We start from the raw sequence: 20,415 nt of genomic DNA on the forward strand, positions 1-20,415 counted from the left end.
GCCTGGAACGGCGGCGGCTCCTGCACCCATGCGGGCTATGCCTGCATTTCCTGCACCTCGCCGAATTTCCAGGAGTCGCGCAACCACCACGTCACCCCGAAAATCGCCGGCATCCCCGTCGGCTTGCCGCTCGACATGCCCAAAGCCTGGTTCATGACGCTCGCCGCCTTGTCGAAATCCGCGACGCCGGAGCGGGTCAGGAAGAACGCCGCAGCCGACCGCATCGTCGAGAATCCCAAGAGATCGAAATGAACCGCATCCTTGTCGGGCCGTTCAATCGCGTCGAAGGCGATCTGGAGCTGACCCTCGACATCGAGGCCGGGCGCGTCGCGGAGGCCCGCGTCGCCACGCCGCTCTATCGCGGATTCGAGCAAATTCTGGTCGGCCGCCCCGCCGCCGACGCTCTGACCGTCGCGCCGCGCATTTGCGGCATATGCTCGGTTTCGCAGAGCATGGCGGCGGCGGCGATGTTGCGCGCGCTGACGGGGGTTCAGCCGCAGCCCAATGGCGAGCGGGCGGCCAATATCGCCCATGCGGCGGAAAACATCGCCGATCATCTGACCCATTTCTATCTGTTTTTCATGCCGGATTTCGCCGGCGGCGATTATGCCCGCGAGAGCTGGTTTCCTGGGGTGGAAGCGCGGTTCAAGGCGCTTTCCGGCGCGGCTTCGCGCGACGTTCTGCCCGCTCGGGCGAGATTGCTCCACGTCATGGGGCTGATCGCCGGCAAATGGCCGCATTCCCTCGCCATCCAGCCGGGCGGGGTCACCCGGGCGCTCGATCTCGGCGAGAAAATGCGGCTGCTGTCCATTCTCGGCGATTTTCGCGGCTTTGTTGAAAAATCGCTGTTCGCCGCGCCGCTCGAAAAAGTGCTGGAAATTTCCACTCCCGACGGTCTCGCGGATTTTTCCGAAGGAAAGGGCGATTTCGCGGCCTTCCTGCGCCTCGGACAGGAGTTGCGGCTCGACCGATTGGGATGCGCCGCCTTGCCTTTGCTGAGTTTTGGCGCCTATGAGGCGGCGGGGGGCCACTTGTTCGCGCCCGGCGTGTTCGACCCGCGCAACGGGGAAAAGCGGCCCTTGCCGGAAAACGCCATCTCCGAGCATGTGGATAGTTCTTATTTCGCGGTAAATTCGTCCGATCCGGCGCTTGCGATCACGGCGCCCGACTCCGAGCGCAAAGACGCCTATTCATGGGCCAAGGCGCCGCGACTTGACGGGGCGCCAGCCGAGACCGGCGCCGTGGCGCGACAGGCGGTCGCCGGCGACCCTCTGGTGCGGGCGCTGATCGCGCGGCAGGGCGGCACGAATGTCTATGTTCGCGTGGTTGCGCGGGCGATGGAAATCGCGCGGCTGACGGTCGCGGCCCAGGCTTGGGCGCGGGCGCTGCGGCTCGACGAGGCCTTTTGCGAGACGCCTCCGCCTTTCGTCTGCGGGCAGGCGACGGGAAAAGTCGAGGCGGCGCGCGGCGCGCTCGGCCATTGGGCGAGCGTCGAAAAGGGTGTGATCCAGCTCTATCAGATTATCGCCCCGACCACATGGAATTTTTCTCCGCGCGACGGGGCGGGCGTTCCCGGTCCGCTCGAACAGGCTCTGGTCGGTGTCGAGACCGGCGATTCCGGCGCCAAGGCCCCGACGATCCAGCATGTCGTGCGCTCCTTCGATCCCTGCATGGTCTGCACGGCGCATTGATGACCGCTGTCGCCGGTTCGTCCTGCGCCTTGGGCGTCCCGCTCGCCGTCTGACATGAAAAACAGATTTGCATGTTTCGATTGCGGTCTTAAGCTGTCTCCCCCGAGCGGCGGCTCCATGTGGAAGAATTTTGGCGTCGGGTTCGGACGGATTCGGGAGGTCCTTCTCCTGGCGTCCCAACAGCCAATCGCCATTGGAAGCGAACGATATGAAAACGCACGACGAAATCGCCAAGGCGCTCCAGCGCCGCCTTGTTGAGCTGGCCAGCAATATTGCCGAGATCGACAACGAATTGCGCAGCTTGTTGCCCGCCGATTGGGAGGAGCAGGCGACTCAACTCGAAAACCAGGATGCGCTTGCCGGCGTCGAGACCTCCAAGCTTCAGGAAGTCCGCCAGATTCGCGACGCGTTGCAACGGATCGCCGAGGGGAATTACGGCGTCTGCGCCCAATGCGGCGAAGCGATCGATCCGAGGCGCCTGAAGGCGCTGCCGACGGCGATCAGATGCATTTCCTGCGCCGGGTAATTTTTGTCGCTCAAGACGGATGAAGATGGACGTCGGAGGCCCACCCGTTGCTGTTTCGCGACGATGCCTGGCTGCCCAAAAAAAGCGCTTGTTCGGCCCATTCCGGCGCGAAGCTGGCCCAAAGCCGCGACTTCTCCGGCCAAGTGGGTCGGCGGCTGCGCAAGAGCCGGGCGGCGCCTTGCCCATGATGGTTTTTGCGGTCGCCACGCATTCAAGCTTAAGACCCGACAGGATTTCGCAGGCGATAGCGGGATGGGTCAATCTTGAACTTTGTGGCGCAGAGCCGGGGGATGCTTGATCCTCAACCGTATTTCTTCTCGCCGGCGACCCAGGTTTCGCTGACCTTGATCGACATGAGTTTTTCGGGATCGGTCTTGTAGGGATCGCTTTCCAGAATCGTCAGATCGGCCTCCTTGCCCGGTTCGAGCGTTCCGATCGTGTCCTCCAGGCCGATATGCCGCGCCGCGTGAATCGTGATCGCCTTGAGCGCCTCGTCGATTCCGATCGCCTGGCCGGGGCCGATCAGCGAATGGTCGATGGCGCAGCGTCGCGTCACGGCGATCTGCAACAGCCTCAAGGGACCTGCGGGGGAGACCGGCGCGTCGGTATGCAGGGAGAATTTTATGCCCGCGTTCAAGGCGGCCGCCATCGGTTCCATGAAATCCGCCCTCTCCGGCCCGAAGATCTGGTCGCGATAGGCGGCGCCATAGAGATAGAGCAGGTCGGGCAGAAAGCTGATCTCGACGCCGAGGCGCTTCACCCGTTCGAGTTGGTCCTGACGCGCCATGGTCGCGTGCTGCAGCACGTTGAGCCCCGTGGCCGGTTTGGCGCCATAGACTGCTTCGATTGCATCGAGAGCGCCGTCGACCGCCGCGTCGCCCTGGCAATGGATCAGGATCGGCCATCCGGCGTCCTTCGCCGCGCGGCACAGCTCCGTCATCTGCGACACGGGGTAGTTGGTCTTGCCTTTTTTATCGCTGTGCAGATAGGGCAGGGTTTGCGCGGCGGACTCGGCCTGGTCCGAGCCGTCCGCCCAGAACTTGACGCCATAAAGCGAAAAACGGCTGTCGGGGAACCGCCTCGCCCGGGCGCCCGGTCCAAGCGACGCGAAGCCCTTGCCGGCATCGATCGAATCCGAGCTCAGGCTGGCGCTCAGGCGCACCCCGAGATTGTTGGACAATTTGGCCAGCAGCGGCGCCCATTCCGGCTTTACGGTGCCGGGCTCGTGCAGGGTTGTGTTGCCGGCGGCGGCCGCCTTTCCGGCATAGGTTGCCATCGCCCTGGCGATCAGCTCCGGCGTAAGGGGCGGGATCGCGATTTTGAGAAAGCTCAAAACCGCCGTTTCGTAAATCAGGCCGTTCAACTTGCCGTCAGGCCCGCGGCCGAAATGGCCGCCCCCCGCGATTTCCCCGACATCTTCGGTGATTTTGGCAAGCTGAAAAGCCTGTCCATTGGCGGCGCTCTCGTGTCCGTTGACGTAAAGCACGAAAATCGGATGCTCGGTCGAAACCGCGTCCAGATCCTTCATCGACAGGTCGCCGCCTTGCAGCAGGTTGTCGAACCCCCCGGCTCGAATCCACTGGCCCGGAGGCGTTTTCGCGGCGGCCTCCCGAAGCGGGGCGAACACGTCGGCGCGCCTGGGATATTTTGCGTAGCCGATATCGATAAACAGATCCGAGAAAAGGGCGGACAAGGTGGTGTGATGATGCGGGTCGATGAATCCCGGCAAGAGCGTGCGGCCCTCCAGATCGACGATCCGGGTGGCGCTTCCGGCCAAAGCTGAAACTTCCAGGAGCGATCCTGCCGCGAGGATCTTGCCGTCGCTGATCGCCAGGGCCTCGAAATTGCGGCTTTGGCCCGTCATTGGAATGACCGTTCCATTGCGAAAGATCACTTCCGCGCCGCCGGCGGCCTTGGCCGGGCCGCCCGCCGTCATGGCCGCCCCGGCCGATACGGCATAGGCCATGAACCGCCGCCGGTTCGGGGCGGATCGGGGAAACCCCGAGGTCAGGCTTTCGGCAATGAGCGAATTCCCGCACCAAAGGCACATAGCCGTCTCCGTAACCGCGAGCTTCTTCTTATTTCAGACATTTCGTCATAAGTAACTGAAATAGGCAACAATCCTGGTTACAAGGCAGAACAAAAATTTTGCAATGGAGCGGAGCCGCGAGCCGAATGCCGCCGCTGTCGAAGATGGTTTTGACGCTCATTGCGTATCCGCGCATAAGACCCAACAGAATTTCGCGGGCGATAGCCGGACGGGCCCATCATGAACTTCGTGGCGATTGATTTCGAAACCGCCAATCATCGCGCCGACAGCGCCTGCGCGGTCGGGCTGGTCAAGGTGAAGGACGGTGAAATCGTTGAAACGGCGGTTCACCTGATCCGCCCGCCGACACGCGAATTCGTGTTCACCTACATCCATGGACTGAGGTGGAAAGACGTCGCCAAGGCCGATGATTTCGCCACGCTCTGGCCAAGGATCGCGGGTTTCTTCGGGGACGCCGAGTTTCTGGCGGCGCATAATGCATCCTTCGACGAGGGCGTGCTGCACGCCTGCTGCGCAAGCTATGGACTGCCGGCGCCGACGCTGCCGTTTCGCTGCACGGTGCGGATTTCGCGCGCCGCGTGGAACATCCGTCCCACCAGATTGTCGGATGTCTGCCAAAAACTCGGGATCGCGCTCAATCATCATGAGGCGCTTTCCGACGCCATGGCCTGCGCGCAATTCTATCTTGCCGCCAGCAAGAAATGAGGCCCTTTCCGCGATGATCTTGCCGGCAAATCAATGGTATCCCGTGCTTGAAAGCCGGGAGGTCGGGCGCAGGCCGTTCGGCGTCGAGCGTCTGGGAGCGAGGCTGGTTTTCTGGCGCACGGCGGATGGTTTTCCCCATGCCCACCCGGATCGTTGCCCGCATCTCGGCGCGGCTTTGAGCGGCGGCAGGATCGAGGCCGACCGGTTGGTCTGCCCGTTCCATGGCTTCGAATTCGACGGGCAGGGCCGTTGCGTCCACATTCCGGCCAATGGCCGGCGGCGCAAGATTCCCGAGGGCATGGCGCTGCCGAGCCTGGTCTTGCGCGAGGCGCATGGATTCATCTGGCTCTGGCGCGGCGAAATCCGCGACCTCTATCCCGAGCTTCCCTATTTTGCGCCGCTCGAAACGGGCTGGCGCCACGGGACCGTAGCGGTCGATTGGCCGGTCCACTACACGCGCGCCATCGAGAACCAGCTCGATGTCGCGCATCTGGCCTTCGTCCACCGCTCCACCATCGGCGGCGGCGGACGCGCCTTCGTCGAAGGGCCCTATGTCGAGGCCGACCAGCAGGACATCAAGGTCTGGGTGACCAATGCGCGCGACGAGGGGCAGGCGACGCGCGGCGTCGCGGAGCTGAAAGCCGCGGCCGCCGGGCGGGAACCGTCGCTTCATTTCAAGTTCCCAGGCGTCTGGCTGCTCAACCTCAGCCCACGCCTCAAGAATTTCATCGCCTTCACGCCGATCAACGAGCGCAAGACCCGCTATTACCTGCGCGTCTATCACCGCTATCTCAACCCCTTGGCGGCAAAGCCGTTTGAAGCCCTGATGGGCTTGAGCAACCGATTCATCCTCAACCAGGACAAAAGGGTCGTGGTGACGCAGACGCCGCGCGAAAGCCCGCCGCCGGGCGAGGACCGGCTGATCGAGGCCGACCGCGCCATCGCAAGGTTTCGAACGCTGCATGCGAGTCTGCTCGAAGAAGCGGGATCGGCCGGACCGGCGGACGGTGGCGAGTAATATTCGGGCTGACCGCCTCTGCCCCCCGGACTGCAAAGTTACCTTCTTTGCGGCGCCAGAATTCTTTCCAGTGCGCCGCCGCCTCCGGCGCCGCCGCCGCGTCCCTTTCGAAAGAACCCCGTTGAAAAATGAGGGATTGAAAAAAACGCCGCGTGTCCACGAAATCTGGCGCCCATCTTGCCAAGGATTGCTCCAATCGCCGGGCCAGCGGGCTACAAGGCGAAAAGCGACAACGCAAAGGGGAGGCGTCGATGTCCGCAACCGAGACCTTTTACGAGGTGATCCGCCGACAGGGGGTGACGCGGCGCAGTTTCACCAAATTCTGTTCGCTGACCGCCGCCAGCATGGGGCTTGGCGCAACCGGCGCCTCGAATGTCGCCCACGCGCTCGAAACCAATCCGCGCGTGCCGGTGATCTGGATGCACGGGCTCGAATGCACCTGCTGTTCGGAAAGTTTCATCCGCTCGGCCCATCCTCTCGTCAAGGATGTCGTGCTGTCGATGATCTCGCTCGATTATGACGACACGCTGATGGCCGCCGCCGGCCATCAGGCCGAGGCCATTCTCGCCGAGACCAAGGAAAAGTACAAAGGCAAGTATATCCTCGCGGTCGAAGGCAATCCGCCGCTCAACGAAGGCGGCATGTTCTGCATCGATGGCGGCAGGCCCTTCGTCGAACGGCTCAAATGGATGGCGCAGGACGCCGCGGCCGTGATCGCCTGGGGCGCCTGCGCCTCCTGGGGCTGCGTCCAGGCGGCCAAGCCGAACCCGACCCAGGCGGTGCCGATCGACAAGGTGATCACCGACAAGCCGATCATCAAGGTTCCCGGCTGTCCGCCGATCGCCGAAGTCATGACCGGCGTCGTCACCTTCATCACCACCTTTGGCCGCTTGCCAGAACTCGACCGGCAGGGCCGGCCGCAAATGTTCTATTCGCAGCGCATTCACGACAAGTGCTATCGCCGCCCGCATTTCGACGCCGGCCAGTTCGTCGAGCAATGGGACGACCAGAACGCACGCGAGGGCAAGTGCCTCTACAAGATGGGCTGCAGGGGTCCGACCACCTATAACGCCTGTTCGACGGTGCGCTGGAACAATGGCGTGTCTTTCCCGATCCAGTCCGGCCACGGCTGCATCGGCTGTTCGGAAGACGGTTTCTGGGACAATGGGCCGTTCTACGAGCGGCTCAGCAACATCCACCAGTTCGGCGTGGAATCCAACGCCGACCGGATCGGCGTCGCCGCCGCCGCGACGGTGGGCGTGGCGGTCGCCGCCCATGCAGCGATCACCGCGCTCAGCCGGGTTGCGGTCAAGCGCGACGACAAGGCGCCGCCGGCGGTCAAATAAGCGGGCCTTCGCTCCCGGCCGTCCCGAGACTCATTCAAGAACAAATTTTGAGGAAACGCAGCCATGACCGTCCAGACTCCGAACGGTTTCACCCTCGACAATTCCGGCAAGCGTATTGTCGTCGATCCGGTCACCCGTATCGAAGGCCATATGCGCGTCGAGGTGAATGTCGACGAGCAGAACGTCATCCGCAATGCCGTCTCCACCGGCACGATGTGGCGCGGCATCGAGGTCATCCTGCGCGGGCGCGATCCGCGCGACGCCTGGGCCTTTACCGAGCGGATCTGCGGCGTCTGCACCGGCACCCATGCGCTGACCTCGGTGCGCGCGGTGGAAGATGCGCTCCAGATCAGGATTCCGGAAAACGCCAATTCCATCCGCAACATCATGCAGCTGACGTTGCAGGTGCACGATCACATCGTGCATTTCTATCATCTGCACGCCTTGGACTGGGTCGATGTGGTCTCGGCGCTCTCCGCCGATCCCAAGGCGACCTCGGCGCTGGCGCAATCGCTTTCGCCATGGCCCCTGTCCTCGCCAGGTTATTTCCGCGACTTGCAGGGGCGGCTCAAGAAATTCGTCGAATCCGGCCAACTCGGCCCGTTCAAGAACGGCTATTGGGGCTCCAAGGCCTATCGCCTGCCGCCCGAAGCCAATCTGATGGCGGTGGCGCATTATCTCGAAGCGCTCGATTTCCAGAAGGAAATCGTCAAGATCCATACGATTTTCGGCGGCAAGAACCCGCATCCGAACTGGCTCGTCGGCGGCGTGCCCTGTCCGATCAATGTCGATGGGATCGGCGGCGTCGGCGCGATCAACATGGAGCGGCTGAACTACGTCACCGAGATCATCGACCGGTCGATCGAATTCACCAACCAGGTCTATCTGCCCGACGTCGCGGCGATTGGTTCATTCTATAAGGACTGGCTCTATGGCGGCGGCCTGTCGAGCCAATCCGTGCTCGCCTATGGCGACATTCCCGAACACGCCAACGATTATTCCGCCGCCAATCTGGCTTTGCCCCAAGGCGCGATCATCAACGGCAATCTCGCGGAAGTCTTCCCGGTAAACCTTCGCGATCCATTGGAAATCCAGGAATTCGTCGCCCATAGCTGGTACAAATATCCCGACGAGACCAAGGGCCTGCATCCCTGGGACGGCGTTACCGATCCGCATTACGAACTCGGCCCCAACGCAAAGGGAACCAAGACCAATATCGAAAGCCTCGACGAAGGCGCCAAATACAGCTGGATCAAGTCGCCGCGCTGGAAGGGCCATGCGATGGAAGTCGGGCCGCTCGCGCGCTGGATCGTCGGCTACGCGCAGAACAAGCCGGAATTCAAGGAGCCGGTCGACAAGCTCTTGAAAGATCTTGGCCTGCCGACCTCGGCCCTGTTCTCGACGCTCGGGCGCACTGCGGCGCGGGCGCTCGAATGCCAATGGGCGGCGGACAAGCTGAAGCATTTCCAGGACAAACTTATCGCCACCATCAAGGCGGGCGACTCGTCCACCGCCAATGTCGACAAGTGGGAGCCGAAGTCCTGGCCGTCCGAGGTCAAGGGCGTCGGGTTCACAGAGGCGCCGCGCGGCGCGCTCGCCCACTGGATCAAGATCAAGGATGGCCGGATCGACAATTATCAGGCCGTGGTGCCGACCACCTGGAACGGTTCGCCGCGCGACCCCAACGGCAATATCGGCGCCTTCGAGGCCTCGCTGATGAATACGCCGATGGCCGATCCGACCCAGCCGCTGGAAATCCTGCGGACGCTGCACTCCTTCGATCCCTGCCTCGCCTGCTCGACCCATGTGATGAGCCCGGACGGTCAGGAAATGGCCAAGGTGACTGTCAGGTAAAGGGTTTTTCCTTCTCCCCTCGCGGGAAAATGGATCCGCATCGACAAGAACTTATTCCGGGAGGACGTCATGACCGAATTGACGCACGCCGCCGATCTCGTCGCCGAGCGCTGCCGGCTGAAAAAAGCTCTATTGGACGTAAACCCCGAATTGACGCAAACCGCCGATATCGTGGACTCGGTCGGCGAAAGGGCCGTCGTCCGGCGCACGGTCTATGTCTATGAGGCGCCCGTGCGGCTCTGGCACTGGGTCAATGCTCTGGCCATGGTGACCCTGTTCGTCACCGGCTATCTGATCGCTTCGCCACCGTCGAGCCCGACCGGCGAGGCCAGCGCGCATTTCCAGATGGGCTATATCCGCTTCATCCACTTCACCGCCGGGCAGATCTTGGCCGTCGCCATGCTGGGGCGCATCTACTGGGCATTCGTCGGCAACTCACACGCCAGGCAGCTTTTCTACATCCCTTTCTGGAAGGGCGAGTTCTGGCGCGGCGCGCTGTTGGAAGCCCGCTGGTACGCGTTTCTGGAAAAATATCCCCAGCAATATATCGGGCATAATCCGCTCGCCCATCTGTCGATGTTCCTGATGTCCACCCTGGGCACGATCTTCATGATCTGCACCGGCTTCGCGCTCTATTCGGAGGGCGAGGGCCGCGCGAGCTGGCTGTCTCACGCCTTTGGCTGGGTGTTCTGGCTGTTTCCCAACAGCCAGCAGGTCCACACCCTGCATCACCTGGGCATGTGGGTATTGGTCTGCTTCACCTTCATCCATGTTTACGCGGCGATTCGCGAAGACATCATGTCGCGCCAGAGCATGATTTCCGCGATGATATCGGGCGAACGCCAGTTCCGCGACGAGGTCTGAAGATGGTTCAGGAGCGCAAACCCGGCATTCTCGTCCTCGGCATCGGCAATATTTTATGGGCCGACGAGGGATTCGGGGTCCGCGCGCTGGAGACGTTTCACGGCCGCTATCGCGCGGCGGCCAGTGTCAGCCTGCTCGACGGTGGCACCCAGGGGCTCTATCTCGTGCAATTCGTGCAGGAGGCGGATTATCTTCTGGTGTTCGACGCCATCGACTACGGCCTTGAGCCGGGAACGCTCAAGATCGTGCAGGGCGACGAAGTGCCGAAATTCACCGGCGCGAAAAAGATGAGCCTGCACCAGACCGGCTTCCAGGAAGTGCTCTCCGCCGCCGACCTGCTCGGCGACTATCCCGAGAAACTGGCGCTGATCGGTTGCCAGCCGCTCGATCTGGAAGATTGGGGCGGTCCCCTGACCGCACCCGTGCGCCAGCAGCTCGAACAGGCGGCCGATATCGCGGCGACGATCCTCGGGCAATGGGGGGCGCCCTGCCTTCGTCGAAGCCCTGGCGAAAGCGTCGCGCCGCTGCTCGGCAATGATATTGATTTCGCCAGCTATGAGAAGTTTTCGGCGCCGCCGGAAGCGTGAAGCGGCGAGTTCAGGGAAAGCGAAATGTGTGTTGGCGTGCCGATGCGGATTGTCGAGGGCGACGAGGTTTCGGCGCTGTGTGCGCGCGAGAGTGAAACCAGACGCGTCTCGATGCTGCTGATCGGCGCGCAGGAACCCGGAACGCAGGTGCTGGTGCATATCGACACCGCCATCCGCGTGCTCGACGCAGCTGAGGCGCAGCTGATCGACGACGCGCTGCGCGGGCTGGAAGCCGCGCTGCGCGGCGAAAGTTTCGAAGCGCTGTTCGCCGATCTGATCGATCGCGAGCCGCAATTGCCGGAACATCTGCGCTGAACGCAGTGGAAAGTTTGCCGCCGTTGTGCGTAAACTTTCTTTGCAGCGGCGATCGATGGCGAGGCATTGCCGCCGCTGTATGGCTGGCTCGATTTTTGCGAAACTAAAAAACGAAACCAAAAAAAAGACAAGGAAACGCCATGACGACGCCATTGCTTCGCGCCTTGACCGAGCGTCACCGCCTGCCGCAGGTCGATGAGGCCTCGCTCGATGCCTTTCTCGCGCCGGCGCCGGGGGAAAGCCTGCATGCGCTGATTTTTTTCCCCGGCGCCGGGGCCAATCGGCCCGAGACCGGCGATGTCGCGGTGGTGCTGCCGGAACTTTTGCAGGCCTTCGCCGGACGGCTGCGCGGCGCCGTGGTCGCGCCGGCGGCGGAAGAGAAATTGAAAAGCCGCTTCCAGGTCTTTGTCTTTCCCTCGCTCGTCGTCACGCGCGGGGCCGATGCGGTCGGCGTCCTGCCCAAGATTTACGACTGGTCGGACTATCGCCAGAAAATCGAGGCCTTGCTCGATCCGGACGCGCCGGTTCTGAGCTTGACCAGGGGGCCGAGGGTGGAATTCACGCATTCGAAAGGGACAGTCGCATGAAGGCCGGATTCTGGGTCGCGCCGGAGGGCGCCGAGGAAGCGATGACGATTTTACCGATCGGATTCGATCCGCTCGGCGACGCCGCCAATGGCCGCACCTCGTCCGGCGCGCTGGCCGGACTGGCGACCGGCAAGGCCGAGGCGCTGATAGCCCATTGCCCTCGCGTCGCGCAAATGCTCCCCGAAATCGCCGCCGCGCTCGATACGCAGCAGGAAAGAGAGCCCGGCCGCCTGTTCGATCTCACCGAGTTTTCCGCCGACGAGATCGAACTGATCGAGCAGGTGCTGGGCCAAGGCGAAGTGGCGGGCGTCGTGGCCTTGCCGGACGGGGTCGCCGCACAGATCCAGGAATCGACCATGGCCGGCCTGTGGCGCGTGCGCTTCACCGATCCCGACGGCAGGCCTTTCGCCGATTATCTCGAAGTCTCGGAATTGCCGGAAATCGCCAAACGCGCCGCGCTGGTCAATACCCAACCGCTGGCCTATGGCGCGCCGCCGGTTGGCGCGATGAACGTCATGCCGCTGCTCAAGGAAATCGAGAGCCGCGCCGGCGCCCACCAGCCGGGCGAGCCGAGCCATACGATCACCTTCACCTTGCTGCCGATGAGCCCGCAGGACATGGAGTTTCTGCAGCTTTGTCTCGGGGCCGGCGCGGTTCGGCTGATCTCGAAAGGCTATGGCTCCTGCCGCGTGCTGTCGACGGCGACGAAAAACGTCTGGTCGGTGCAATATTTCAACTCGATGGACCAGATCATCCTCGACACGCTCGAAATCGGCGACGCGCCGGCGGTCGCCCGCGCGGCGGAAGAGGATTTTCGCGACAGCGCGGAGCGGATGCGCGAAATCGACGAGGCCTATTTCCGATGAGCTCTTTCGAGAATTTCGGGCGCGCCCAGGTCGAGGACGAAACCAGCATGGAGTGCGGCGTCTGCTGGCATGTCTATGACCCCGCCAAGGGCGACGATGTCTGGCAGGTTGCGCCGGGCACGCCGTTCTCCGCCCTGCCGGAAGACTGGCGCTGTCCCAATTGCGATGCGCCGCCGTCCAAATTCATGAGGCTCGGCGATGGGTCCTGAAGCAGAAGCCGCCGATTTTTCCGCGCGGCTGGAGGCCTATTTCGACGAAGTTCATCGGCGGGCCATGGCCGATGCGCCGATCTGCAACAAGGCGCTCGCGGTCGCCGGCGTCGGGTTCCGTCCTTGGCGCGGCCAGGCCCTCGGAATCGTCGTCACGCCCTGGTTCATGAATATTGTGCTGGTTCCGCTGCAAGACTCGCCGCCAATTCCGGCTGCGGCGGGAGAAAAGCAAAGCGTCTCGCTACCCTGCGGAAAAGTCGATTTCCTCGTCGCCGATCTCGAAGGTCTGGGGCGGCTGCTGGTGTGCTCACTGTTCTCGCCGATGCAGGATTTCGTCGATCAAGAGGCGGCGCTCGCCACCGCCCGGGCGGCGGTCGCGGCGCTGATGGACGAGGGCGCGCTGGCGCAGGCGCCCGAGCCCGAAATCTATCCCTTCGCGCCCGATGCGCCGCGCGAAACCCCGGCCGAGCGCGCGGAAGAATACCGCCGGCGCGAGAGCGCCGAAGTGCCTCGCATGGACCGCCGCGCCTTCTTTTTGCGTGGCGGCGAAAAAGCGCGCGCGCCATGAGCGGCCTCGACGGCGCGCTCCAGGTCAAGCTGCTGGTCGGAGACGGGCGCGTCGGCGAGGTCGAGATCTTCTCGCCGCGAAAAAATATCGCGCCGATATTCGTCGGCCGTTCGGCTACGGGGGCTGCGGCTCTGGCGAAAAACCTGTTTTCGCTGTGCCCGACGGCGCAATCGCTCGCCGCCCAGGCGGCAGGCGAGGCGGCTTTGGGGCAGAGGCCCGACCCGTCGCGGCGGCGTCGCCAAAGCTTGCGCCTGCTGGGCGAAAGATTTGGCGAAATGCTGCGCGCCAGCGTGCTGGACTGGCCGCAGGACGATCCGCCCGACCCGGCGAGCATCGCGGCTTTGCGCGAGATCTTGGCCGCCCTGCGCGCCCTGCCGGAGTCGCAGGAGGCGCAGAGCTTGCTCGCGCGGGTCGATCGGGCGTCGCGTTTTCTCGGCCTGCGCGATTTCAAGGCGGGAACCGAGTTTTTCGCGCGCCAATGGGCGCAGGTGATGGTCGATGAGCCGCACTGGCGGCTGCGCGAGGTCGAGGCCGATTTCTTGCGCGCCGGCGATGACGAGGCGGTGGCGGAAGCGATGAGCGATCCTGAATTTTGCCTCGCGCCGCAGCTTGACGGGCGCTGCGTCGAAACCGGCGCTGCGGCGCGGCAGGGTGGGGCGGGTTCCGTCAACGGCCTTTCGGGACGGCTGGCGGCGCGTTTTGCCGACATGGCGGCGACGCTCGACGCCATCGCCGCGCTGCTCGACGGCGGCGCGCCTCCGGCGGGGCTGCTTTCGGTGCGAAACATGGGGCCGGCTCAGGGTTTTTCGGCGGTCGATTCCGCGCGCGGAAGGCTGTATCATGGGGTGCGGCTCGACGACGAGGGCCGGATCGCCGATTATCGCATCGTCGCGCCGACCGAATGGAATTTCCATCCCGACGGGCCTTTCGTCCGGCTGTTGCGCGGCGCCGAGATCGGGACCGGCGCGCGGGCCCGCCGAAGGGTGGAAAGGCTTGCGTTCGTGTTCGATCCCTGCATCGCCGTCGGCGTGGCGATCAGGGAAGCAGCCCGGGATCTGGCGGATGCATGAAATGTCGCTGACCGAGGGCGTCGTCGAAATTTTGAGCGAAGAAGCCCGCAAACAGGGCTTTTCGCGCGTCAAGACGGTGTGGCTCGAAATCGGGATTTTGAGCGGCGTCGAGCCGGAGGCGATGGAATTCTGTTTCGATGCGGCGACGCGCGGCACGCTCGCCGAGGGCGCGAAGCTCGAAATCATCCGCACGCCGGGGCAGGGCTGGTGCCTCGATTGCGGGAAGACGGTGGCGCTGATCGAGCGTTTCGGCGCCTGTCCGGAATGCGGACTTTACCATGTGCAGATGGTCGCCGGCGACGAAATGCGCGTCAAGGAACTGGAGGTCGAATAATGTGCACGGTTTGCGGATGCGGGACGGCGGCCCTGGAAAACGGCGGGAAGCCCGAAGAGGACAAGGCGCAAAGCCACAGCCACACCCATCGTCACAGCCACAGCCATGGTCATGGCGATCATCGCCACGACCACGACCACGACCATGACCATGACCATACGCACGATCATGATCACGATCATCCGCATGGACACACCCACGACCATGGGCATGATCACGATCATCCGCACGATCATGTCCACGATCACCATCACGATCACGCCCACGCCCATCCGCATCACGCGCATGGCGAGGGCGGCGAAAAGCTCGATTTTGGCGCCGGGCTGGCGGGCGTCCATGTTCCCGGATTGAGTCAGGAGCGGATCGTTCAGATCGAGCGCGACATCTTGTCGAAGAACCGCTCCCATGCCGATGTCAACCGCGCCCATTTCGCGGAAACAGGCGTGCTGGCGCTCAATTTCGTCTCCAGCCCCGGTTCGGGCAAGACCACCTTGCTGGTGCGCGTCATCGAGGACCTTAAGGATCGCCAAAAGATTGCGGTGATCGAGGGCGACCAGCAGACCTCGAACGACGCCGAGCGCATCCGCGCCACCGGCGTCAGGGCGATCCAGGTCAATACCGGAAAAGGCTGCCATCTCGACGCCCACATGATCGGAAAGGCGCTCGAAACCCTCGCGCCGTCGCAAAATTCGCTGCTGTTCATCGAGAATGTCGGCAATCTGGTCTGTCCCGCCGCTTTCGATCTCGGCGAAGCGCATAAGGTGGTGCTGCTTTCGACCACCGAGGGCGAGGACAAGCCGGCCAAATATCCCGACATGTTCGCCGCCGCGGACCTGATGCTGCTCAACAAATCCGATCTGCTGCCGCATCTCGATTTCGATGTCGGCGCCTGCATCGGCCATGCGCTAAGGGTCAACCCGAACTTGCAGACCCTGGTGGTCTCGGCCAAAACCGGCGAGGGCCTCGCGGCATTTTACGCCTGGATCGAGGCGCGCGCCGCCCGGAAAAAAGTCGTGACGAAAAAGGCCGGCTGATGGCTTTGGGCGCGCTCCGATCGAGGGACGAGACGCGGCGGTTGCGCCTTCGCTTGCGCGGCGCGGTGCAGGGCGTCGGATTTCGGCCCTTCGTCCATGGGCTTGCGGCGCGGTTCCATCTTGCCGGCTTCGTGCGCAACGATGCCGATGGCGTCACGCTGGAAATCGAGGGCGAGGCGCCCGAGCGCTTTGTCGCCGCCTTGCGCGCGGAGCTTCCGCCTTTGGCGCGGCTCGACGGGCTGGAATCCGAAAGGCTCGCGCCGCGCGGCGACAGGACTTTCATCATCGAGGCCTCGCGCGGCGGCCTGGGGCGCGCCCGCATCCCCGCCGACGCCGCGACCTGCGAAATGTGTCTCGACGATCTGTTCGATCCGCAAAGCCGTTTTCATCTCTATCCTTTCGTCAATTGCACCCATTGCGGCCCGCGCTACACGCTGACGCGCCGCCTGCCCTATGACCGCGCGCAAACCGCGATGGCGCGCTTCGCCATGTGCGCGGATTGCGCGCGCGACTATATCGATCCGGCCAATCGCCGCTTCCATGCCGAACCCATCGCCTGTGCGACCTGCGGGCCGCGCCTGTCGCATCGGGTGAGCGACATCGTCGACGCCTTGCGCGAGGGCAAGATCGTCGCTCTCAAGGGCATCGGCGGTTTTCATCTGCTATGCGACGCTCAAAACGAGGCCGCGGTCGCCGAATTGCGGCGGCGCAAGGACCGCGAGGCCAAGCCTTTCGCGATCATGCTGGCCAACGAGGCTTCCGTGCGGCTGTTCGCGACGCCGACGCCCGAGGATTTGGCGCTGCTGCGCCATCCCGCGCGCCCCATCGTGCTGCTGCCCGGCCTTGGCGTGTTGCCGCCGAACGTCGCGCCGGACATGACCCGGCTCGGCGTGGTGCTGGCCTATGCGCCGGTTCATCATCTGTTGTTTCATGCGGCGGGCGGCGCGCGCGACGCGGCCCAGAATTTCGCCCTTGTCGCCACCAGCGCCAATCCCGGCGGCCAGCCGCTGATCGTCAATAATGACGAGGCGCGCGAACGGCTCCGCGCCATCGCAGATCTGATCGTCACCCATGACCGCGACATTGTCGTGCGCGCCGACGACAGCGTGATGCAGCGTGTCGATGGCGCGCCGGCCTTTTTGCGCCGGGGACGCGGCTTTGTTCCCGAACCGATCGACCTCGGCGCCGATGGTCCTTGCGTGCTCGCCTGCGGCGGCCATCTCAAGGCGACGCTGACGCTGACGCGAGGCCGCGAGGCTTTCGTCAGCCAGCATATCGGTGACCTGTCGGACGCGGAGACCTTCCGCTTCTACGAGGAAAGCGCCGCCCATCTCAAGGCGCTGCTCGACGTCAAGCCCGAGGCTGCGGCCTGCGACCTGCATCCGGATTATCTCTCCACCCGTTTTGCCGAGGCGAGCGGCCTGCCGGTCTGGCGTTTCCAGCATCACGCCGCCCATGTCGCGGCCATCGGCGCCGAACAGGGCGAAACCGGCCCCTTGCTTGGCGCGGCGCTGGACGGGCACGGATTGGGCGACGACGGCGGGGCCTGGGGCGGGGAATTGCTGCGCCTCGACGGGGCCGGTGGATTTGCGCGTCTCGGCCATCTTTCGGGCCTGCCGCTGATCGGCGGCGACCGCGCGGCGCGCGATTGCTGGCGCATGGGTCTGGCGGCTTTTTCCGCGCTGGGGCGTCTCGACGAGGCCGGCGCCTTTTTCGCTAGCGCGCCCGAGGCGGGGCGTCTCGCGAAAATAGGCCTGCCGAAAAACACGCCGATGACGACCAGCCTCGGTCGGCTGTTCGACGCCGCCTCCGCCTTGCTCGGATTGGCGCAAAGGCAGGATTTCGAGGGTCAGGCGGCGATTCGGCTGGAGGCTGTTGCGCGCGATATTCGGGCGCTGCCGGATGGCTTCGCGCTGCGCGACGGCGTCCTGGATTTTTCCGGCCTGCTGGCGCATCTGATCGACGCGCGGCCTTCGCTTGCCGAAGGCGCCGGATGGCTGCACGGAACCTTGATCGCCGGTCTGGTGGAATGGATCGCGACGGTCGCGGCGCCCGGCGAAAAGATCGCGCTTGGCGGCGGCTGCATGATGAACAAGATTTTGAGCGAAGGTCTGGCCGGCGCCTTGCGCGAAAAGGGTTTTGCGCCTCTGCTGGCGCGGAAAATGCCGCCCAACGACGGCGGCCTGTCGTTAGGGCAGGCGGCGTTGGCGCGCGCGGCGTTGATGAATGGTTGAATATGGGGCGTTGCCATTTCAAACCTTCATGAGCTGAGCGAAGCGAAGCAATCCAGAAGTTGCAGGTTGAGTCTGGATTGCTTCGCTTCGCTCAGCTCATGACAGCGTTTCGGTAACGCGGAAAATGGGGATGAAAACATGTGCCTGGCCATACCCGTGCAAGTGACGCAATTGCTCGACGGCGATATGGCGCGCGTCACGCTTGACGGCGTCGGCAAGATCATTTCGCTGGCGCTGGTCGAGGATGTGCGGGTCGGCGATTATGTCATCCTTCATGTCGGCTATGCGCTCAACAAACTCGACCCCGAGGAGGCGGAAGAAACCCTGCGCCTGTTCGCCGAGGCGGGCCAGATCGCGGGGGCCGGCGCATGAAATATGTCGATGAATATCGCGACGGCAAGCTCGCGCGCGCCATTGCCGCGAAGATCGCCGCCGAAGCGCGGCAGGACCGCGCCTATCGCTTCATGGAATTTTGCGGCGGCCACACCCACGCCATCGCGCGCTATGGGCTGGAGGACCTGCTGCCGCACAACGTGCGGATGATCCACGGCCCCGGTTGTCCGGTCTGCGTCCTGCCGATGGGGCGGATGGATGACGCGATCAAACTGGCGCAAAATCCCGATATCACGCTGTGCACCTATGCCGATCTGATGCGCGTGCCTGGCTCCGGGGACTTGAGCCTGATCAAGGCCAAGGCGGCGGGCGCCGACGTCCGCATGGTCTATTCGACCCTCGACGCCTTGCGCATCGCGCGGGAGGAGCCACACAGAAAGGTCGTTTTCTTCGCCATCGGCTTCGAGACCACGACGCCGCCGACGGCGATGGCCATTCTCGCGGCGCGCAAGGAGGGGCTGAAGAATTTCTTCGTCTTCTGCAACCACGTGCTGACGCCGGCGGCGATCGAGGCCATTGTCGGCGGCGAGTCACAGGAAAAAGTCGCGCTCGACGGTTTTGTCGGACCGGCCCATGTCTCGACGGTGATCGGCACAAAACCCTATCACGCTTTCGCGGAAAATTACCGCAAGCCGGTGGTGATCGCCGGTTTCGAACCGCTCGACGTCATGCAGGCGATCTTGATGCTGGCGCGCCAGATCAACGAGGGCCGCCATGTCGTCGAGAACCAATATATCCGCGCGGTGACGGTGGACGGCAACCTTAAGGCCAAAGCTTTTGTCGCCGAGGTTTTCGAGACGCGCGAGACGTTCGAGTGGCGCGGGCTTGGGTTTATTCCCGACAGCGCCCTGCGCCTGCGGGAAGAATTTTCCGAGTTCGACGCGGAAAAAATCTTCGGCGTCGAGACCGTTGCGGCCAAGGACAATCCGGCCTGCGAATGCGGCGCGATTCTGCGCGGCGTGAAAAAACCCGTCGATTGCAAATTATTTGGCACGGTCTGCACGCCGGAGACGCCGATGGGCTCCTGCATGGTGTCGTCGGAAGGCTCCTGCGCCGCGCATTGGACCTATGGGCGTTTCCGTGACGCCCAGCCCCTTGAAAGGCAGGCTTCGTGACCCTTCAGCGTCCGAAACACCGCAAGCTCGATATCCGGAACGGGCGGGTCGATCTGTCGCATGGTTCGGGCGGTCGGGCGATGGCCCAATTGATCGCCGAAATTTTCTTCCCCGCCTTCGCCAATGACCTGCTGGCGCAGGGCAATGACCAGGCGACTTTCGACGTCCCCGCCGGGCGCATGGCGATGACCACCGACGGCTATGTGGTGTCGCCGCTGTTTTTTCCCGGCGGCGACATCGGATCGCTGGCGGTGCATGGGACGGTCAACGATCTCGCCATGTCGGGGGCCAAACCGCTTTATCTCTCCGCCAGTTTCATTCTCGAAGAGGGTTTTCCACTCGCCGACCTGCTGCGCATCGCGCAAAGCATGGGCGCGGCGGCGCGCGAGGCCGGGATTAAAATCGTCACGGGAGACACCAAGGTGGTCGAACGCGGCAAGGCCGACGGTGTATTCATTTCGACGGCGGGAATTGGCGTCGCGCCGGAGGGGATCGCGCTGTCCGGCGACCGCGCGAAGCCGGGCGACGCGATTGTGGTTTCGGGCACGCTCGGCGATCATGGCGTCGCCATCATGTCGAGCCGCGAAAACCTGCAATTCGAAACTGCGATCCTCTCCGATTCCGCCGCTTTGCATGGGTTGACCGCCTGCATGCTGGAGGCCTGCGGCCCGCATCTGCGGCTGATGCGCGATCCGACCCGCGGCGGCCTCGCCGCGACGCTCAACGAGATCGCCCACCAATCGGGCGTCGGCATCCGCATCGCGGAAGACGCGCTGCCGATCCGTCCGCAGGTCGCCGCCGCCTGCGAATTGCTCGGTCTCGATCCATTATTTGTCGCCAATGAGGGCAAGCTGGTCGCCTTTGTCGCGCCCGACGCGGCCGAGGCGCTGCTCGCGGCGATGCGCGCCCATCCGCTTGGCCGCGAGGCGGCCTTGATCGGCCATGTCGTCGCCGACGATCATCGTTTCGTGCAGATGGCGACGCGCTTTGGCGGCGGCCGCATTGTCGATTGGCTTTCCGGCGAGCAATTGCCACGCATCTGCTGAAAA

21 protein-coding genes and 1 pseudogene are annotated in these 20,415 nt (G+C 63.8%); 21 read left to right on the top strand and 1 reads right to left on the bottom strand.

Annotated elements, in window-relative coordinates:
- The 3 genes and pseudogenes from QZY01_RS19325 to QZY01_RS19335 form a co-directional block, all read left to right on the top strand.
- Positions 1-252, top strand: a pseudogene (locus tag QZY01_RS19325) (HupU protein); the annotation flags it as partial.
- The gene (locus tag QZY01_RS19330) at positions 249-1,691 is read left to right on the top strand and encodes a nickel-dependent hydrogenase large subunit (RefSeq protein WP_294540441.1); all 1,443 of its coding nucleotides are present in this window, start codon (positions 249-251) and stop codon (positions 1,689-1,691) included. The pseudogene QZY01_RS19325 and the gene QZY01_RS19330, both read left to right, overlap by 4 nt.
- 208 nt (positions 1,692-1,899) lie before the next feature.
- Positions 1,900-2,217, top strand: a complete 318-nt coding sequence (locus QZY01_RS19335) for a TraR/DksA C4-type zinc finger protein (protein WP_294540443.1) — start codon at positions 1,900-1,902, stop codon at positions 2,215-2,217.
- A gap of 301 nt (positions 2,218-2,518) precedes the next feature.
- Here the strand turns inward: QZY01_RS19335 and QZY01_RS19340 are convergent, their stop codons facing one another.
- Positions 2,519-4,267 carry an amidohydrolase gene (locus tag QZY01_RS19340; protein ID WP_294540446.1) on the bottom strand — a complete coding sequence of 583 codons (1,749 nt, stop codon included), beginning with the start codon at positions 4,265-4,267 and terminating at the stop codon, positions 2,519-2,521.
- A 219-nt stretch (positions 4,268-4,486) separates the two neighbouring features.
- Here QZY01_RS19340 and QZY01_RS19345 point away from each other — a divergent pair, with 219 nt between their 5' ends.
- From QZY01_RS19345 to hypE, 18 genes are all read left to right on the top strand, one after another.
- A complete protein-coding gene (locus tag QZY01_RS19345; RefSeq protein WP_294540448.1) occupies positions 4,487-4,972 on the top strand; it encodes a 3'-5' exonuclease in 486 nt (161 codons plus the stop codon).
- Positions 4,973-4,985: 13 nt separating this feature from the next.
- Complete coding sequence (locus tag QZY01_RS19350; RefSeq protein ID WP_294540450.1) at positions 4,986-5,990, top strand: aromatic ring-hydroxylating dioxygenase subunit alpha; 1,005 nt, start codon at positions 4,986-4,988, stop codon at positions 5,988-5,990.
- 251 nt (positions 5,991-6,241) lie between these two features.
- Positions 6,242-7,336 carry a hydrogenase small subunit gene (locus QZY01_RS19355; protein ID WP_294540452.1) on the top strand — a complete coding sequence of 365 codons (1,095 nt, stop codon included), beginning with the start codon at positions 6,242-6,244 and terminating at the stop codon, positions 7,334-7,336.
- 63 nt (positions 7,337-7,399) lie between these two features.
- Positions 7,400-9,190, top strand: coding sequence for a nickel-dependent hydrogenase large subunit (locus QZY01_RS19360; protein ID WP_294540454.1), 1,791 nt, complete (start codon positions 7,400-7,402; stop codon positions 9,188-9,190).
- Between the two features lie 69 nt (positions 9,191-9,259).
- On the top strand, positions 9,260-10,054 hold the full coding sequence (cybH, locus tag QZY01_RS19365; RefSeq protein WP_294540456.1) for a Ni/Fe-hydrogenase, b-type cytochrome subunit: 795 nt from the start codon (positions 9,260-9,262) through the stop codon (positions 10,052-10,054).
- A 2-nt stretch (positions 10,055-10,056) separates the two neighbouring features.
- Positions 10,057-10,641 carry a HyaD/HybD family hydrogenase maturation endopeptidase gene (locus QZY01_RS19370; RefSeq protein WP_294540458.1) on the top strand — a complete coding sequence of 195 codons (585 nt, stop codon included), beginning with the start codon at positions 10,057-10,059 and terminating at the stop codon, positions 10,639-10,641.
- 24 nt (positions 10,642-10,665) lie between these two features.
- Positions 10,666-10,956 carry a HypC/HybG/HupF family hydrogenase formation chaperone gene (hypC, locus tag QZY01_RS19375; protein ID WP_294540460.1) on the top strand — a complete coding sequence of 97 codons (291 nt, stop codon included), beginning with the start codon at positions 10,666-10,668 and terminating at the stop codon, positions 10,954-10,956.
- A gap of 140 nt (positions 10,957-11,096) precedes the next feature.
- Entirely contained in the window at positions 11,097-11,543 is a 447-nt protein-coding gene (locus QZY01_RS19380; RefSeq protein WP_294540462.1) for a hydrogenase accessory protein, read from the top strand.
- Positions 11,540-12,409, top strand: coding sequence for a hydrogenase expression/formation protein (locus QZY01_RS19385; protein ID WP_294540464.1), 870 nt, complete (start codon positions 11,540-11,542; stop codon positions 12,407-12,409). Before QZY01_RS19380 ends, QZY01_RS19385 begins: the two co-directional genes overlap by 4 nt.
- A complete protein-coding gene (locus tag QZY01_RS19390; protein ID WP_294540466.1) occupies positions 12,406-12,618 on the top strand; it encodes a rubredoxin in 213 nt (70 codons plus the stop codon). The genes QZY01_RS19385 and QZY01_RS19390 overlap by 4 nt, the downstream gene beginning before the upstream one ends.
- The gene (hybE, locus tag QZY01_RS19395; protein ID WP_294540468.1) at positions 12,608-13,186 is read left to right on the top strand and encodes a [NiFe]-hydrogenase assembly chaperone HybE; all 579 of its coding nucleotides are present in this window, start codon (positions 12,608-12,610) and stop codon (positions 13,184-13,186) included. Before QZY01_RS19390 ends, hybE begins: the two co-directional genes overlap by 11 nt.
- The gene (locus tag QZY01_RS19400; protein ID WP_294540470.1) at positions 13,183-14,256 is read left to right on the top strand and encodes a nickel-dependent hydrogenase large subunit; all 1,074 of its coding nucleotides are present in this window, start codon (positions 13,183-13,185) and stop codon (positions 14,254-14,256) included. The genes hybE and QZY01_RS19400 overlap by 4 nt, the downstream gene beginning before the upstream one ends.
- Entirely contained in the window at positions 14,249-14,590 is a 342-nt protein-coding gene (gene hypA, locus QZY01_RS19405) for a hydrogenase maturation nickel metallochaperone HypA (RefSeq protein ID WP_294540472.1), read from the top strand. The genes QZY01_RS19400 and hypA overlap by 8 nt, the downstream gene beginning before the upstream one ends.
- A complete protein-coding gene (hypB, locus tag QZY01_RS19410; RefSeq protein ID WP_294540475.1) occupies positions 14,590-15,624 on the top strand; it encodes a hydrogenase nickel incorporation protein HypB in 1,035 nt (344 codons plus the stop codon). Before hypA ends, hypB begins: the two co-directional genes overlap by 1 nt.
- A complete protein-coding gene (gene hypF, locus QZY01_RS19415; RefSeq protein ID WP_294540476.1) occupies positions 15,624-17,858 on the top strand; it encodes a carbamoyltransferase HypF in 2,235 nt (744 codons plus the stop codon). Before hypB ends, hypF begins: the two co-directional genes overlap by 1 nt.
- 138 nt (positions 17,859-17,996) lie before the next feature.
- Complete coding sequence (locus tag QZY01_RS19420) at positions 17,997-18,230, top strand: HypC/HybG/HupF family hydrogenase formation chaperone (protein ID WP_294540478.1); 234 nt, start codon at positions 17,997-17,999, stop codon at positions 18,228-18,230.
- Positions 18,227-19,366, top strand: coding sequence for a hydrogenase formation protein HypD (gene hypD / locus QZY01_RS19425; RefSeq protein ID WP_294540480.1), 1,140 nt, complete (start codon positions 18,227-18,229; stop codon positions 19,364-19,366). Before QZY01_RS19420 ends, hypD begins: the two co-directional genes overlap by 4 nt.
- A complete protein-coding gene (gene hypE, locus QZY01_RS19430; protein ID WP_294540483.1) occupies positions 19,363-20,412 on the top strand; it encodes a hydrogenase expression/formation protein HypE in 1,050 nt (349 codons plus the stop codon). Before hypD ends, hypE begins: the two co-directional genes overlap by 4 nt.
- Positions 20,413-20,415: the final 3 nt, after the last annotated feature.

The sequence above is a fragment of the uncultured Rhodoblastus sp. genome (assembly GCF_903903185.1).
GTDB lineage: Bacteria > Pseudomonadota > Alphaproteobacteria > Rhizobiales > Beijerinckiaceae > Rhodoblastus.

Coding starts and splice junctions, on each gene's coding strand:
- QZY01_RS19390 (WP_294540466.1), top strand. CDS start 12,406: ATGAGCTCTTTCGAGAATTTCGGGCGCGCCCAGGTCGAGGACGAAACC.
- QZY01_RS19360 (WP_294540454.1), top strand. CDS start 7,400: ATGACCGTCCAGACTCCGAACGGTTTCACCCTCGACAATTCCGGCAAG.
- hypD (WP_294540480.1), top strand. CDS start 18,227: ATGAAATATGTCGATGAATATCGCGACGGCAAGCTCGCGCGCGCCATT.
- hypB (WP_294540475.1), top strand. CDS start 14,590: ATGTGCACGGTTTGCGGATGCGGGACGGCGGCCCTGGAAAACGGCGGG.
- hypA (WP_294540472.1), top strand. CDS start 14,249: ATGCATGAAATGTCGCTGACCGAGGGCGTCGTCGAAATTTTGAGCGAA.
- QZY01_RS19355 (WP_294540452.1), top strand. CDS start 6,242: ATGTCCGCAACCGAGACCTTTTACGAGGTGATCCGCCGACAGGGGGTG.
- QZY01_RS19330 (WP_294540441.1), top strand. CDS start 249: ATGAACCGCATCCTTGTCGGGCCGTTCAATCGCGTCGAAGGCGATCTG.
- cybH (WP_294540456.1), top strand. CDS start 9,260: ATGACCGAATTGACGCACGCCGCCGATCTCGTCGCCGAGCGCTGCCGG.
- hypC (WP_294540460.1), top strand. CDS start 10,666: ATGTGTGTTGGCGTGCCGATGCGGATTGTCGAGGGCGACGAGGTTTCG.
- QZY01_RS19420 (WP_294540478.1), top strand. CDS start 17,997: ATGTGCCTGGCCATACCCGTGCAAGTGACGCAATTGCTCGACGGCGAT.
- QZY01_RS19380 (WP_294540462.1), top strand. CDS start 11,097: ATGACGACGCCATTGCTTCGCGCCTTGACCGAGCGTCACCGCCTGCCG.
- QZY01_RS19340 (WP_294540446.1), bottom strand. CDS start 4,267: ATGTGCCTTTGGTGCGGGAATTCGCTCATTGCCGAAAGCCTGACCTCG.
- QZY01_RS19345 (WP_294540448.1), top strand. CDS start 4,487: ATGAACTTCGTGGCGATTGATTTCGAAACCGCCAATCATCGCGCCGAC.
- QZY01_RS19400 (WP_294540470.1), top strand. CDS start 13,183: ATGAGCGGCCTCGACGGCGCGCTCCAGGTCAAGCTGCTGGTCGGAGAC.
- QZY01_RS19350 (WP_294540450.1), top strand. CDS start 4,986: ATGATCTTGCCGGCAAATCAATGGTATCCCGTGCTTGAAAGCCGGGAG.
- QZY01_RS19335 (WP_294540443.1), top strand. CDS start 1,900: ATGAAAACGCACGACGAAATCGCCAAGGCGCTCCAGCGCCGCCTTGTT.
- hybE (WP_294540468.1), top strand. CDS start 12,608: ATGGGTCCTGAAGCAGAAGCCGCCGATTTTTCCGCGCGGCTGGAGGCC.
- hypF (WP_294540476.1), top strand. CDS start 15,624: ATGGCTTTGGGCGCGCTCCGATCGAGGGACGAGACGCGGCGGTTGCGC.
- QZY01_RS19370 (WP_294540458.1), top strand. CDS start 10,057: ATGGTTCAGGAGCGCAAACCCGGCATTCTCGTCCTCGGCATCGGCAAT.
- QZY01_RS19385 (WP_294540464.1), top strand. CDS start 11,540: ATGAAGGCCGGATTCTGGGTCGCGCCGGAGGGCGCCGAGGAAGCGATG.